Below are 14,742 nucleotides of genomic sequence, written 5' to 3'. Positions count from 1 at the left end.
TTTTTCCCACTGTGAAATGCCATGCAGTTGCTGCAATGGTCGCTTCACGTCGTGGAAAAAGTTGGCCCAGGCTGACGCGTTTTGAGGTTCACGACTCCAAAAGAGCGTGAAAAAACGGTTTGGAAAACTTCACAAGAGTGTGGCGAAAATGAACGATCTCGCGGTTGGCATCTGCACCCAGAAGCCTGCTTCCTTCAACCCTGAGCGTCTCGCCGACTGCTGATTGGCTGTGTGCATACATAAGCTGACTAACGTCTATTGAGTGCTGGTTTGCGGAGAAGTGGTAATGGCGCAAAACGATTACGAAACAATGGATGTGGTGCTGGTTGGTGCCGGCATCATGAGTGCGACCCTGGCCGTACTGCTGAAGGAACTCGACCCGGCGATCAAGCTGGAAGTGCTCGAGATGATGGCCTCCGGAGCGATTGAAAGCTCCAACCCGTGGAACAACGCGGGCACCGGCCACGCTGGCCTGTGCGAGCTGAACTACACGCCGGAGTCGGCGGACGGTTCGATCGACATCAAGAAGTCGGTGACCATCAACACCCAGTTCGAAGAATCCAAGCAGTTCTGGGCCTATCTGGTCGAGAAAGGCCGCTTCGGTTCGCCCAAGTCGTTTATCAACCCGGTTCCACACCTGAGCTTCGTTCGTGGCCAGAAAGGTATCGACTACCTGAAGAAGCGCTTTGACGCGCTGACCGTGCACCACGCCTTCGCCGAGATGGAATACACCGAAGACCGCGCCACTATGGCCGAGTGGATGCCGTTGATGCTGCCGGGTCGCGACCCGAACGAGCCGATTGCCGCCACCCGCGTCATGGCCGGTACCGACGTCAACTTCGGCACCCTGACCAAGCACCTGCTCGACCACCTCGGCCAGCAGGCAGACGCCAAAGTCACCTGCAGCCAGAAGGTCGTCGGCCTCAAGCGTAATGCCGATGGCTGGCGCGTCAGCGTCAAGGATCAGCAGAACGGCAGCAGCCGTGAGATCCAGGCCAAGTTTGTCTTCCTCGGCGCCGGTGGCGCGGCACTGCCGCTGCTGCAGATGTCCGGCATTCCGGAAGGTAAAGGCTTTGGCGGCTTCCCGGTCAGCGGCCAGTGGCTGCGTTGCGACAACCCGGAAGTGGTCAAGCAGCACCAGGCCAAGGTCTACAGCCAGGCTGCGGTCGGCTCGCCGCCGATGTCGGTCCCGCATCTGGATACCCGCGTAGTGGATGGCAAGACCTCGCTGCTGTTCGGCCCTTACGCCGGCTTCTCGACCAAGTTCCTGCGTCACGGCTCCTTCCTCGACCTGCCGCTGTCGGTACGCCCGAACAACATCGGGCCGATGCTGGCGGTGGCGCGCGACAACTTCGACCTGACCCGCTACCTGGTCAAGGAAGTGCTGCAGTCCGAAGAACAGCGCCTGGAAACCCTGCGCGGCTTCTACCCTGAAGCCAAAGCCGAAGACTGGCGCCTGGAGATGGCTGGCCAACGTGTGCAGATCATCAAAAAGGACGCGAAGAACGGCGGCATCCTGCAGTTCGGTACCGAACTGGTGGCTGCAGAAGACGGCTCAATCGCCGCCCTGCTCGGCGCCTCGCCAGGTGCCTCGGTCACCGTGTCGATCATGCTCGACCTGATCCAGCGCTGCTTCGGCGCGCAGGTCAAATCAGAGCAGTGGAGCAGCAAGCTGAACGAGATCTTCCCAGCCATGGGCGCCGTTCTCGCCAGCGATGCCGAGCGTTACCGCGAAGTGCAGTCGCGCTCCGATGCGCTCCTGCAGCTGGAACAGACCGTCAGCGCCTAAACCGCGCTGCAATAAAAAACCGCCTCTCTGGGCGGTTTTTTATTGCTTGCCGAACGTGGTCAAGTCAGGCCGATGCAGCCATAGGGCGGAAGCTGAAGTAATGGCGCAGCGCATCGACCATCTCGACATAGTCGCCGGGCGGAGCGACCAGGGCGAAGCCGGAGTCATAGCAGCCAGGGCTGACATCCTCGCGAGACCATTGGCAGGTGGCGGAGAAATCGATGTAGTGCGGCGCATCGTGCCCGGGGATCTTCAGGCGCATGTCAAAACGCGCGCCCACCAGCAGCGGCAGCTGGCTGATCAGCATCAGCCCGTCCAGGGAGACGTTACCGATATAGCCCATGGGCTTGTCGGTGATGCGGTTGAACACCTTCAGGTAGTAGGGCAGCTGATGGCGTTCGATGCTGCGCTGAATATGCTTGGGCATAGTGGCAAATCGCTATAGATGGCCATTGAGTATGGCCTCACTACTGCGCTTAAACCAGTTTCAGGAACAGCGTTCAGACACCCGGCTCTGCAGTTGCTGACGAGCGGTATCGACCTGTTCATCACTGTAATAACTACGCTGCCCATCCGCCTCAGTGCGGTAATAGCTGCGTCCTTCGGGAATCGAGGCCAGTTTTTTGCGCAATTCGCGACACTCCTCGGCACGCTTGGCCTGGTTTTCCGCAGCGACCGCCGAAGCCTGCGCCTGCTCCTCGCGGCGCGCGTCGTAGAAGCGATTGGTGCGTTCTTCGCGCTCACGGGTCAGTTGGTCACGCTCAACCACCTGCGGTTTGACTTCGACCTTTTCGGCCCCTGCCGCCGCAGGGCGCTGGCCGAAATGCACCTGGCCGTTGGCATCGGTCCAGCGATAGATTTCCGCAGCAGCCAACCCGGGCAATAACAACAGGCACAACAAAACGCGCATGGATTCCCTCCCGTAAAGTCTCAGCTTACTGCCGAGTAGAGCCTTCTATGGCCTGTAACGACCAGCGGTCAGGGCTTGACCGGATTGACCTTGACCGCCACATCGACACTGTCATGCCCCAACTGACGCAGGGTATCCATACGCGCGCGAGCGCGGTAGGCGTATTCGCTGGCCGGGTAATGGGTGGTGATGAACTGATAGGTCTGCATCGCATCAACGAACAGCGCCTGACGTTCCAGGCACTGGCCGCGCAACAGGGAGATTTCCGGCTGCATATAACGCCGCGAGCGGCTGTTGCGCTCAGCCTTGGACAGCGACAGGATGGCCGCCTCGCACTCACCACGGTCGTAGGCCTCGTAGGCACTATTGAGGTGATGATCAAAAGAGTAACGGTTGCACCCCGCTACACCCACCACCAGCAGAACAATAAACAGTATGCGCATAAGCCTCTCCTCCGATGAGCAGTGTATCGACTGCTGGGGAAAATTCTGCAGCAACATATCCTCTGATGGGTAATGCCGCCAGCCACTTGGCCAGCGCCCGCACGCCTGACTAGACTGGCGCGCAACGGCCATTGCGCCCAGGAGCTGTCATGTCGTCTTCCTCTCGCCTGCTAGTGCTGCTGTGTACCGCCCTCTTGAGCGCCTGCTCGCCCACCACGCCACTGTTTATTGCGCAGATCACCACCAACGAAGTGGTCGAATACAAGACCCTGAAGAACAACCGCATGCTCGCGGCCATCGAGGATGAAGGCGACCTGCTGACCTACAGCGCCCAGGCCATCCGCGACGCCAAAAGCGAGCAGGCCGAGCAGCTGTACCTCACCGGTTACCGTGACGAGAAGCTCAGCGACGAGGTGCGTGCGATCTCGCTTTATCAGATCGGCTTGCTCTATATGAACCGCTTCAACGAGCAGCGCGACGACAACAAGGCGCTCAACTACTTCTATCAGGTGCTCAACCAGTTCCCCGCCAGCCGCGCCGCCGAACGGGCCGAGGCACGGATTGTGATGATCCGCGAACGGGCAGACGAGCCGGTGCACAAAACCTCGCGCGAGCTGCTCGCGCACTGGAAGCCCAATCAGCAGCTCGACCTTTACAAGCCCAGCCTCGACCCGGACATGACCCTATTGTCGCGCCGCGCTGTGCTGAAAAACCGCGTCGGTGAAGCCGAAGAGTTGTACCTGCTGGCCTTGAGCGACCCCGGTATTACTGCCGATATCAAGGAAAAGGCCCTCTACCAGCTCGGCCTGATGTACCTGGCCCCGGACAACCCGCAGGCCAGCCGCGACAAGGCCATCACCTACCTGCGTCGCCTGCTGGTGCAATACCCCGGCAGCGAGCTGAACAACAAAGCCGCCCGTCATCTGGACCAGGCACTCAATCGCTAGCAGGCCTGCCAAGGTAGTGCAGAGGAACAATGACTACAGCGTTGCGGCATAGTAGCCTCGTGCTCAGATGCAACTCAGGAGTCTGTGCATGACCTTTCGCCGCACCAAAATCGTTGCCACCCTCGGCCCATCCAGCAACAGCCCCGAAGTGCTTGAACAGCTGATCATCGCTGGCCTGGATGTCGCCCGCCTGAACTTCTCCCACGGCTCGCCCGATGAGCACAAAGCCCGCGCCAAGCTGGTGCGCGAACTGGCCGCCAAGCATGGCCGCCACGTTGCCCTGCTCGGCGACCTGCAAGGCCCAAAAATCCGCATCGCCAAATTCGCCAACAAGCGCATCGAACTCAAACTCGGTGACCGCTTCACCTTCTCCACCAGCCACCCGCTGACTGCCGGTACGCAAGACATCGTCGGCATCGACTACCCGGATCTGGTCAAGGATTGCGGCGTCGGTGACGAGCTGCTGCTCGACGACGGCCGCGTGGTGATGCGCGTCGTCAGCGCTACCAGCGATGCCCTGCACTGCGAAGTGATCATCGGCGGCCCGCTGTCCGACCATAAAGGCATCAACCGCCGTGGCGGCGGCCTGACCGCGCCAGCACTGACCGAGAAAGACAAAGCCGATATCAAGCTTGCCGCCGAGATGGAGCTGGATTACCTGGCCGTGTCCTTCCCGCGCGATGCCGACGACATGCATTACGCGCGCAAGCTACGTGATGAAGCAGGCGGCACCGCCTGGCTGGTGGCCAAGATCGAACGCGCCGAAGCAGTAGCCGACGACGAAACCCTCGACGGTCTGATCCGCGCCAGTGACGCGGTGATGGTGGCCCGTGGTGACCTGGGTGTGGAGATCGGCGACGCCGAGCTGTGCGGCATCCAGAAGAAAATCATTCTGCACGCGCGCCGCCACAACAAGGCGGTGATCACAGCGACGCAGATGATGGAGTCGATGATCCAGAACCCGATGCCGACCCGCGCGGAAGTCTCCGACGTGGCCAACGCCGTGCTCGACTACACCGATGCGGTGATGCTCTCGGCGGAAAGCGCCGCCGGCGCCTACCCGCTGGAAGCGGTGCAGGCTATGGCGCGCATCTGCCTGGGCGCGGAAAAGCACCCGACCAGCAAGACCTCCAGCCACCGTATGGGCACCGAGTTCGAGCGCTGCGACGAAAGCATCGCCCTGGCGGCCATGTACACGGCCAACCACTTCCCCGGTGTGAAAGCGATTATCGCGCTGACCGAAAGTGGCTATACCCCGCTGATCATGTCGCGCATCCGTTCTTCTGTGCCTATCTTCGCCTTCTCTCCGCACCGCGAAACCCAGGCCCGCGCGGCCATGTTCCGCGGCGTCTACACCGTGCCGTTCGACCCAGCCGCCTTGCAACCGGCGGAAGTCAGCCAGGCCGCGGTGGACGAGCTGCTCAAGCGCGGCGTGGTGCAGGCCGGTGACTGGGTGATCCTGACCAAGGGCGACAGCTACCACACCATCGGCGGCACCAACACCATGAAGCTGCTGCATGTAGGTGAAGCACTGGTGTAAGAGCCTGTTTATGATCTGCTGCGCGTCGGCCCTGCTGCGTTAAAAACAGGCTCGGAATGCTCATGTACAAAAGTACACTCCGCTTCCTCGCCTGTTTTTGCCTTGCAGGTCTCTAGCTCGCGAGATCGTAAAAAGGCTCTAGGCTACCCAGCGCAACGAAAAAGGCCGCTCAATCGAGCGGCCTTTTTGTTTGCCTCAGGGCATCAGGCGAACTTGCTGAAATCCGGCGTGCGCCGCTGCATAAAGGCAGTCAGCGCTTCGATAGCTTCTGGCGAGCGCAAACGCTGGCCGAACAAGGCGCCCTCCTCCTCGATAACCCTACGCAGTTGCTCGCGATCCGGCGCACGCATCAGGCGTTTGCTGTCAGCCACTGCTGCCGGTGCCAGTTGGTGAAAGCGCATCGCCATTTCCCGAGCCTTGGCCAGGGTTGCCGCGCCGCTATCCAGCGCCTGATTGGCGATGCCCCAGATTGCGGCCTGCTCACCGGTAAAGCTCTGCCCGAGCAGCAGCAGTTCGGCAGCGCGGGCGTGGCCGAGCAAACGCGGCAGGATCAAGCTGGAACCGTATTCAGGACACAGGCCAAGGTTGACGAAGGGCATCTTCAAGGTGGCATCGCGGCTGACATACACCAGGTCGCAGTGCAGCAGCATGGTGGTGCCGATGCCCACCGCCGGTCCGTTGACCGCGGCCACCACTGGTTTGCTGAACTCGAACAGCGCCTGCATAAACTGGAACACTTCACTGTTCAGGCCAGTCGGCGGCGCCTTGATAAAGTCGGCGACATCATTGCCGCTGGTAAAGCAGCTCTCGCCGCCGCTGATCAGCACAGCGCGCACGCTTTTATCCTGATCAGCCTGCACCAGCACTTCAGCCATGCCGCTGTACATGGCGCGGGTCAGGGCATTCTTCTTGTCAGGGCGGTGCATGCGCAGGGTCAACAGCCCTTGTTCACGCTCAACCAGCAGGTGCTCGCTCATCATCAATCCTCACGGCAGGCCACCCGCGAGCTGAGAACCTGAACGGCTAGCGCGCGTGGGGCAAAAAGACGTCAGCGAAAACCTGGCTACGCGGTAAACCCGCCAGATACAGGCGGCGCGCAAAGGTTTCGACGCTGTCGGGGTGGCCGCAGAGTAAGGCGATGGTTTGCCGTGAAACAAGGCGCAGTTCGGCCAAAGCAGCCGGCAACTCGGCCGCAACCAGCAGCTCAACCTGCAGCTGAGGATGGCTGGCCGCCAAAGCCCACAAGGGCTCAGCCAGGTAATGCGCGGACGCATCATGGGCCAGGTGAATAACCCGGATCGCGCCTTGATGATCCTGCCGTAGTGCCTCGCGCAGCACCCCGTACAGCGGCGCCAGCCCGGTACCGGCGGCCATCAGCCAGAGCGGGCGGGTTTGCCAGTCCGGGTCATAGTGCAGCGCCGCACCGCGCAACTCGCCCAAGCGCAGACCGTCGCCGGGCTGAAATGCCCGCGCCGCCGTGGCAAACGCGCCGCCCTGACGGCAATCGATATGAAACTCCAACCAAGGATCATCGCCCGGCACGCTGGCCAAGGAATATGGCCGGGCAATGCCGTCCTCAATCCAGAGTTGCAGGTGCTGGCCGGCGCTGTAGCGCAGCGGCCGCTGTGGGGCCAGCCGCAGGCGCAGCACATCGCTGCTGAGCCAATCACAACTGTGAATAACGGCAGGGGCCGCATCGCGCAGCGGGTCGAACACCTCGATCTGCACATCCTCGACCACCCGACACTGGCAAGCTAAGCGCCAGCCCTGCTCACGCCGCGCAGCGTCCAGGGCTTCCGGTTTGCCATCGAGCAATTCGCCGCCCACGCAACGCACCAGGCAGGCATGGCAACTGCCGGCGCGGCAGCTGTAGGGCACGGCGATGCCGGCAGCCAGCAGGCTGTCCAGCAGGTTACTGGCGGGGGCGACCTCAAGGCAGCGATCAGCGGCCCGTAACTCAGGCATCCACATCCTCCCAGGTCGCCGCGCAACGGTTACGCCCGTCGCGTTTGGCCTGGTACAGCGCCTGGTCGGCACGTTGCAGGGCTTCGTCGAGATCATCGTGCACGGTCAGCAGGGTCATGCCGATGGACACGCTCAGGCTGGCTACTTTCACACCCAGCGGCTCGGCGCGGCTAAAGGCCTCACGCAGGCGCTCGCAACAGGCGGTGAACTGATCGGCTTCGGTATTGGGTAACAACAACACAAATTCCTCACCGCCGTAGCGGGCTACCACATCACCATCGCGCAGGCAGGCGCGGGCGACGGCGGCGAACGTCTGCAGAACCCGATCCCCGGCGGCGTGGCCATGGATATCGTTGATCCGCTTGAAATGATCGAGATCGAGCAGCGCCAAACCATGCTGGCGCCCGTTGCGCAGTCCTTCCAGCTCACGGCTGGCCAGGCGCAGGAAGTGCCGGCGATTACACAGACCGGTCAACTCATCGGTGGCGGCCAGGTCTTCGAGCTGACGCATCATGCCACGCAGCGTGTCCTGATGCGCCTGCAGGGCAAAACGCCGTTGGCGCATACGCTGACGCATGGCCTGGGCGTAACTGGCAAACAGACATAGCCAGACCAGCACCACCGCCAGCACGCACGCCTGCATCAGCGCCACACGCGGTTCGCTCAGCTGCAGGGTATAGGCTTCATACAGGTTCAAGCCGGCAAAGCCAAAGAAGGCAAACAGCGCACAGCGAGCGAACACCCGCGGCGGCAACTGGAACACGCCGAACAGCAGAATCAGCAGATAGATCACCAGCATGCTGCCGCGCCCTTCGCTGAACAGCGACAACAGCACGGTCAGCCAAGCCAATGCCACCAGCACCTGGGGTTCAGTCAGGCTGGGGTCGGCTAAACGCAGATTGAAGTGGGACAGAAACAGCCCGAGAAACACCAACTGGCTAAGTGCAGCCAAGGCGGTGATGCTCAGAGCCGTTAAAGGCGATGCATGAAACAGTCCGGCAAATACGCCAATCCAGCACAACAGCCCGGTCAGCGCATAGGTCGCCACTGCCATGCCGAAACGTTTCAGCAGCAGGCTTTGCAGAGATCGCTGGGTTACCCGCTGGCTACTTAGGCTCATGGGTTTATGGGCTCCGTCCCATGCTGGCATCTAGCCGCCACTGTACCCCTGTGCTCAGACAATGCCTAGGCCGCGCCCAGGTCATTAGTCGGCTCAAATGGCCGATCAGCGACCATGGTCTGGGGCCGTACAGGTGTCCGCCTGACAGCGTGCGCGGTATACTGCCGCGCCTTTTTATCTTGTGCTTTGGCCTTGTCCTTTGACCTTGATAGCCCTGCGCCGGGCCGTGACCCAGCGCTGTTCGAAGTTCCTGCCCTACTCCTACCCCTACAAAAAGGAGCGCCAAGCATGACCGTGATCAAGCAAGACGACCTGATCCAGAGCGTCGCCGACGCCCTGCAGTTCATCTCCTATTACCACCCCGTGGATTTTATCCAGGCCATGCATGAGGCCTACCTGCGCGAAGAGTCCCCCGCCGCGCGCGACTCCATGGCGCAGATCCTGATCAACTCGCGCATGTGCGCCACCGGTCATCGGCCGATCTGCCAGGACACCGGCATCGTCACCGTATTTATCCGCGTCGGCATGGACGTGCGCTGGACCGGCGCCACCATGAGCGTCGACGACATGATCAACGAAGGCGTGCGCCGCGCTTACAACCTGCCGGAAAACGTCCTGCGTGCCTCGATCCTCGCCGACCCAGCAGGCGCACGGAAGAACACCAAGGACAACACCCCGGCCGTAATCCACTACTCCATCGTCCCTGGCGACAAGGTGGAAGTGGACGTCGCCGCCAAAGGCGGCGGCTCCGAGAACAAATCGAAGATGGCCATGCTCAACCCGTCCGACTCGATCGTCGACTGGGTACTGAAAACCGTGCCGGAAATGGGCGCTGGCTGGTGCCCACCGGGCATGCTCGGCATCGGCATCGGCGGCACCGCCGAGAAGGCTGCGGTAATGGCCAAGGAAGTGCTGATGGAGCACATCGACATCCATGAGCTGAAAGCCCGCGGCCCGCAGAACAAGATCGAAGAGATGCGTTTGGAGCTGTTCGACAAGGTCAACCAACTGGGCATCGGCGCCCAGGGCCTGGGCGGCCTGACCACCGTGCTCGACGTGAAGATCATGGATTACCCGACCCACGCCGCTTCCCTGCCGGTGTGCATGATCCCCAACTGCGCCGCCACCCGTCACGCCCACTTCGTGCTGGACGGCAGCGGCCCGGCCGAGCTGGAAGCGCCGGATCTGTCCGCCTACCCGGAAATCGTCTGGGAAGCCGGCCCGAGCGCGCGCCGCGTCGACCTCGACACCCTGACTCCGGAAGACGTGCAGAGCTGGAAACCGGGCGAAACCGTGCTGCTCAACGGCAAGATGCTCACCGGCCGCGACGCCGCGCACAAGCGCATGGTCGATATGCTGAACAAGGGTGAAGAGCTACCGGTCGATCTCAAAGGCCGCTTTATCTATTACGTTGGCCCGGTCGATCCAGTGCGCGAAGAAGTGGTAGGCCCAGCCGGCCCGACCACCGCTACGCGGATGGACAAGTTCACCCGGCAGATCCTCGAAAGCACTGGCCTGCTGGGCATGATCGGTAAATCCGAGCGCGGCCCGATCGCCATCGAAGCGATCAAGGACAACAAGGCCGTGTACCTGATGGCCGTTGGCGGCGCTGCTTACCTGGTCGCCCAGGCGATCAAGAAGTCGCGCGTGGTGGCCTTCGCCGAACTGGGTATGGAAGCCATCTACGAGTTCGACGTGAAAGACATGCCAGTTACCGTGGCGGTCGACACCAAGGGCGAGTCGGTGCATATCACAGGTCCAGCAATCTGGAACAAAAAGATCCACGACAGCCTGGCCGTCGAGATCAAGTAAGCCCTGTGGCAACCCCAACAAACCCGGCCACGTGCCGGGTTTGTTGTTTTTAGCGCTAGCGAACGCAACCTCAGGTTGAGCGGCCAGCCAGGCTGTGAACCACCCGGCAAGCTGCGCATAAATACCAACCATCCATCCCGCAACCCGCCGCCGAGTGAACTCCCCGCGCTCGCCAAGTGTCTGTCTGCTGTCGGCCCGCCGGGTGGATTGCATGGCCATTTGCCCAGCGAGCAGCTGCATAGCGCCACTCCATCCAGAGCGCCTAACTGCTCACGGCAATGCGCCTGGCCGGCCTTTATCGCACCCGCCTGAGGGTTTCGTTTAATTGCCATATGAAGATTGCCCCATGCCCCTATTCCGTCATCGCCCCGCCACCTTTACCCCTTTGCATAACCTGGCTTTCGCGGCCTGCCTGCTGGCAAGCGCCAGCGCCCACGCCGAAGAAAATGCCAGCAGCAACCGTTGGGTCAGCGACAGCCTGAACACCTATGTACGCAGCGGCCCAACCGACGGCTACCGCATCGTCGGCACCCTGGCCTCCGGGCAAAAGGTCACCCTGCTGCGCAGCGATGGTGACTACAGCCAGGTGCGTGGCGAAAACGGCAGCGCCGTATGGATTGCCAACCGCGACCTGCAGGACGTTCCCGGCCAGGCCGAGCGTCTGCCGCAACTGGAACAGAAAGTGGCGGAACTCAGCGCCGAACTGGAAGGCATCAACGACACCTGGAAAACCCGCGTGCAAGGCATGCAAGAAACCCTCGACTCGCGCAAAACCCTGATCGACGAACTGCAAACCGCCCGCTCTTCGCTGGATATCGAACTGAGCCGAGCCAACTCTGAGTTGCGCGAACTGCAAGCGCAGCTAGGCGAGGAAAACCAGCAGGTACTGATGCGCTATATGGCCTACGGCGGCGGCATCGCCGGTGGCGGGCTGCTTGCTGGGTTGATTCTGCCGACCATGCTGCGGGTAAGGCGTAAACGCAATGATCAGTGGGTTTAGAGAAACCTGCGGATATCTGAGACAAGAAGGCTCACGACAGTCTGGCGGTCGAGATTATGTAAACATTGCAGCTAGAACAACCAACCCGGCCTAGTGCCGGGTTGGTTGTATTTCAAGACCGGGAAAGCTGCGCTATAGCTAGGGAGTGTCAGGTACGGCAATCATGCTGCGGGGATAATAAATCCGCTTTCTTAATCAAGAAGATATATCAATCGGTTAGCTCGTTATAAAAAGCAGACTATGCCAATGCGGCCAGATCTTTATTGCTCGCGGTGTGCGTAATGGCATGATGAGCGCATCACTGTGCGGGAAGGAACAATCATGGCGAGGAAGGCGACACCACCGACTGCTGTACAACCCAAGATTTATCTAGATGCAGGGCAGTTGACGCGGGGAATAGAGCGGCTTCAACAGCGAATCGTGGATCTTGATGCATTCGACCTGAATACGATGCGGGGTGGGACCTCACCTGAGCTGCAGGCTCTGGAGCGTAGCATTGAGGATACTTTAGAGCGTTGCTTCGGAAGCAACACAACTGCCGCAAATCGGTACTGCGAAGCGTACAACCTCCACCTTCGTATGCTCATGTGGGTTTCTGGTATGCCCGACCCTGACTACAAAGGAGGCACACAGAAAAAGATTGGTAATGCGAAGGCATTGCTTGGGCAGGCAATCAATGCGCTGAAGGCGGATCTAGAGGATCTTGAACCCAACTCGCCTGTTGCCGCTCCTTCGCGCTCAACCACTCCTGGGGACTCAACCCGAATATTCCTTGTACATGGGCATGACGAGGCCGTTCGTGAAACGGTTGCACGTTTCCTTGAGAAGCTAGGTATTGAGGTGATCATCCTTCATGAGCAGGCCAATGGCGGTCGAACGATAATCGAGAAAATCGAGCATCACTCTGATGTAGGAATGGCTGTGGTACTGCTAACTCCTGATGATGTAGGGGGCAAGGTCGGAGGAGAACTAGAACCCCGCGTTAGGCAGAATGTCCTGCTAGAGCTTGGATATTTCATCGGGGCGCTGGGGCGCAACAAAGTTTGCGCCCTAAAGTCAGGCAATGTGGAGATTCCAACGGACTTTGCAGGCGTGGTTTGGACTCCGATGTCCGGTGAGTGGAGGACAGCTCTCGCTCGTGAGCTAAAAATCGCGGGTTATGAGGTCGATTGGAACAAAGTGATGGGCTAACCCTCGAATCACCGCGAACAGCTCGTAGGTTGGAAATCGTCGCAATACCCATGCTACGAGCTGTTCCAAGCTGAATGTATTAGCCAAATACTAGGCAACCACTCAATCATCCCGCGTCAGCACTTCCAGCAGCTCAATTTCAAAGATCAGATTGGAGTGCGGCTTAATATGCGCGCCGAACTGGCGTTCGCCGTAGCCCAGATGCGACGGCACGAAGAGTTTGCGCTTGCCGCCGACTTTCATACCCATCAGGCCCTGGTCCCAGCCCTTGATCACGCGGCCGGTGCCGATTACGCACTGGAAGGCTTTGCCACGGTCATAGGAAGAGTCGAACTTGCTGCCATCTTCGAGAAATCCGTGGTACTGGGTGGTGATCAGCGCACCTTTGACCACTTCCTTGCCGTCACCCAGTTGAATATCTTCGATCACCAATTCGTTGCTCATTAATCACCTCTTCTAGCAGGCCTGCTCACGGCCGGGTTTGCAGAAAACTCACTCGCCAGCCGGTTCCAGCACCGCCAACAGTTCGGATAGCCGCGCTTCCAGTTGCGCCAGCTCGGTGGCGGCAATCGGCGCCAGCAGCCGCGCTTCGTTGGCCACATGCGCGGTTACCGCGCGGTCGATCAGTTCCAGCCCGGCGGGGGTCAGCTGCACCAGCATGCTGCGTGCGTCGCTGGGGTTGGCTATACGACTGACCCAGCCTGCGGCTTCCAGTTGCTGCAGCTGCCGGGTCATGGTGCCGGAGGTGACCATCAGGGTCGAGAACAGGGTAGTCGGGGCCAGGCGGTAGGGCTCGCCGGAGCGGCGCAAGGTGGCCAGCACGTCAAATTCCCAGGCGGTCAGGCCAAAGCTGCTGAACAGTTTGTCCAGCTCGCGCCGTAGCAGCGATGCACAGCGGCCAAGGCGGCCGATCACACCCATCGGGCTGACATCCAGGTCCGGTCGCTCGCGGTGCCACTGCTGAAGAATTGCATCGACCGCATCCATCTGTCGTTGGACTGCCATTGGCTTACCCCTGAAAATTTATCTTGAATCCAAGACAAGTTACTATTAGCCTCGCATTTTATCTTGAATGCGAGACAAATGCATGGGCCGCTCAGCATCGCGTAGCACCTGGCTGGATGTGTTGATCACCGCCCTGGCGCCGGCCATCTGGGGCTCGACCTATATCGTCACCACCGAGATTCTGCCGCCAGACCTGCCGTTTACCGCCGCGCTGCTGCGCGCCCTGCCCGCCGGCCTGCTGTTGGTGCTGTACAGCCGCTATCTGCCCCGGCGCAGCGAGTGGCCGCGCCTGTTGGTGTTGGCGGCGCTGAATATCGGCTTCTTTCAGGCGCTGCTGTTTGTCGCCGCGTACCGCTTGCCGGGCGGCTTGGCGGCGGTGGTCGGGGCGATTCAACCGCTGCTGGTGATGGGCCTGGTGTGGTCGATGGATCGCCAACGACCGGCGTCCGTGGCGGTCGCCGCCAGTGTGGTGGGTATCGCCGGGATGGCTGCCCTGTTGCTGGCGCCGGGAGCCAGTTGGGACCCGATAGGCATTGCCGCCGCCTCTGTCGGTACCGCTTGCATGGCCAGCGGCACTTACCTGACGCGGCGTTGGCGGCCGACTGTGCCGCTGCTGGCCTTTACCGGCTGGCAGTTGCTGATTGGCGGTCTGTTCCTGCTGCCAGTGGCCTGGCTGATCGACCCACCGCTGCCGCAGCTAAGCCCGTTGCAGTGGCTGGGCTACACCTACCTGTCGTTGTTCGGCGCGTTGCTGGCCTATGTGTTGTGGTTTCGCGGCATTGCCCGGCTGGCGCCGGTGGCGGTGTCGTCCCTGGGTTTGCTCAGCCCGCTGGTGGCGGTGCTGCTCGGCTGGGCATTGCTCGGGCAGAGCATCACTGGCGTGGCGCTGCTGGGGTTGATTGCGGTGCTGGGCAGCATCCTGGCGGTGCAATGGGCCGCAGCGGCGACGCCGGCTGTTGCCGCGCCCCATGTTAAAGTCGCGCGCTGCACAACCACGACGACCCAAGGCGACAACTAGCG

15 protein-coding genes are annotated in these 14,742 nt (G+C 61.0%); 7 read left to right on the top strand and 8 right to left on the bottom strand.

The window, feature by feature from the left end; genetic code table 11:
- Nucleotides 1-286 precede the first annotated feature (286 nt).
- A complete protein-coding gene (mqo, locus tag Q8O69_RS21135) occupies nt 287-1,789 on the top strand; it encodes a malate dehydrogenase (quinone) (protein ID WP_305594331.1) in 1,503 nt (500 codons plus the stop codon).
- Nucleotides 1,790-1,853: 64 nt separating this feature from the next.
- Here the strand turns inward: mqo and Q8O69_RS21130 are convergent, their stop codons facing one another.
- From Q8O69_RS21130 to Q8O69_RS21120, 3 genes are all read right to left on the bottom strand, one after another.
- On the bottom strand, nt 1,854-2,216 hold the full coding sequence (locus tag Q8O69_RS21130) for a PilZ domain-containing protein (protein WP_275961719.1): 363 nt from the start codon (nt 2,214-2,216) through the stop codon (nt 1,854-1,856).
- A gap of 60 nt (nt 2,217-2,276) precedes the next feature.
- On the bottom strand, nt 2,277-2,699 hold the full coding sequence (locus Q8O69_RS21125; RefSeq protein ID WP_275961720.1) for a DUF4124 domain-containing protein: 423 nt from the start codon (nt 2,697-2,699) through the stop codon (nt 2,277-2,279).
- Between the two features lie 68 nt (nt 2,700-2,767).
- Nucleotides 2,768-3,142 carry a tetratricopeptide repeat protein gene (locus Q8O69_RS21120; protein WP_305594328.1) on the bottom strand — a complete coding sequence of 125 codons (375 nt, stop codon included), beginning with the start codon at nt 3,140-3,142 and terminating at the stop codon, nt 2,768-2,770.
- Nucleotides 3,143-3,291: 149 nt separating this feature from the next.
- On the opposite strand from Q8O69_RS21120, the gene Q8O69_RS21115 reads away from it, so the two are divergent.
- Nucleotides 3,292-4,089: a tetratricopeptide repeat protein gene (locus tag Q8O69_RS21115; protein ID WP_305594326.1), complete on the top strand. Its 798-nt coding sequence runs from the start codon at nt 3,292-3,294 to the stop codon at nt 4,087-4,089.
- An 88-nt stretch (nt 4,090-4,177) separates the two neighbouring features.
- A complete protein-coding gene (pyk, locus tag Q8O69_RS21110) occupies nt 4,178-5,629 on the top strand; it encodes a pyruvate kinase (RefSeq protein WP_305594324.1) in 1,452 nt (483 codons plus the stop codon).
- A 203-nt stretch (nt 5,630-5,832) separates the two neighbouring features.
- Here the strand turns inward: pyk and Q8O69_RS21105 are convergent, their stop codons facing one another.
- From Q8O69_RS21105 to Q8O69_RS21095, 3 genes are read right to left on the bottom strand one after another with little or no spacing between them, the layout of a single operon-like run.
- Nucleotides 5,833-6,606 (bottom strand): enoyl-CoA hydratase, encoded by a 774-nt coding sequence (locus tag Q8O69_RS21105; protein ID WP_305594322.1) that lies wholly within the window; start codon nt 6,604-6,606, stop codon nt 5,833-5,835.
- A gap of 46 nt (nt 6,607-6,652) precedes the next feature.
- Nucleotides 6,653-7,594: an iron-sulfur-binding ferredoxin reductase gene (locus Q8O69_RS21100; RefSeq protein ID WP_305594320.1), complete on the bottom strand. Its 942-nt coding sequence runs from the start codon at nt 7,592-7,594 to the stop codon at nt 6,653-6,655.
- Nucleotides 7,587-8,714 (bottom strand): diguanylate cyclase, encoded by a 1,128-nt coding sequence (locus Q8O69_RS21095; protein WP_305594318.1) that lies wholly within the window; start codon nt 8,712-8,714, stop codon nt 7,587-7,589. Before Q8O69_RS21095 ends, Q8O69_RS21100 begins: the two co-directional genes overlap by 8 nt.
- A 288-nt stretch (nt 8,715-9,002) precedes the next feature.
- Here Q8O69_RS21095 and Q8O69_RS21090 point away from each other — a divergent pair, with 288 nt between their 5' ends.
- The 3 genes from Q8O69_RS21090 (at nt 9,003) to Q8O69_RS21080 (ending at nt 12,717) form a co-directional block, all read left to right on the top strand.
- Entirely contained in the window at nt 9,003-10,526 is a 1,524-nt protein-coding gene (locus tag Q8O69_RS21090; protein WP_305594316.1) for a fumarate hydratase, read from the top strand.
- Between the two features lie 346 nt (nt 10,527-10,872).
- Entirely contained in the window at nt 10,873-11,526 is a 654-nt protein-coding gene (locus Q8O69_RS21085; RefSeq protein WP_305594314.1) for a TIGR04211 family SH3 domain-containing protein, read from the top strand.
- A gap of 321 nt (nt 11,527-11,847) precedes the next feature.
- Complete coding sequence (locus Q8O69_RS21080) at nt 11,848-12,717, top strand: nucleotide-binding protein (RefSeq protein WP_305594312.1); 870 nt, start codon at nt 11,848-11,850, stop codon at nt 12,715-12,717.
- Nucleotides 12,718-12,819: 102 nt separating this feature from the next.
- On the opposite strand, the gene Q8O69_RS21075 is transcribed toward Q8O69_RS21080, so the two are convergent.
- Both Q8O69_RS21075 and Q8O69_RS21070 read right to left on the bottom strand, forming a co-directional pair.
- A complete protein-coding gene (locus Q8O69_RS21075; protein WP_305594310.1) occupies nt 12,820-13,161 on the bottom strand; it encodes an FKBP-type peptidyl-prolyl cis-trans isomerase in 342 nt (113 codons plus the stop codon).
- 48 nt (nt 13,162-13,209) lie between these two features.
- Nucleotides 13,210-13,722, bottom strand: coding sequence for a MarR family winged helix-turn-helix transcriptional regulator (locus Q8O69_RS21070; RefSeq protein WP_305594308.1), 513 nt, complete (start codon nt 13,720-13,722; stop codon nt 13,210-13,212).
- Between the two features lie 82 nt (nt 13,723-13,804).
- On the opposite strand from Q8O69_RS21070, the gene Q8O69_RS21065 reads away from it, so the two are divergent.
- Nucleotides 13,805-14,740, top strand: coding sequence for a DMT family transporter (locus tag Q8O69_RS21065; protein WP_305594306.1), 936 nt, complete (start codon nt 13,805-13,807; stop codon nt 14,738-14,740).
- Nucleotides 14,741-14,742: the final 2 nt, after the last annotated feature.

The sequence above is a fragment of the Pseudomonas sp. genome, from assembly GCF_030690725.1.
Taxonomy (GTDB): domain Bacteria; phylum Pseudomonadota; class Gammaproteobacteria; order Pseudomonadales; family Pseudomonadaceae; genus Aquipseudomonas.
Note: the sequence above shows the minus strand (reverse complement) of the source record. Positions and strands in the feature narration are given on the sequence as shown.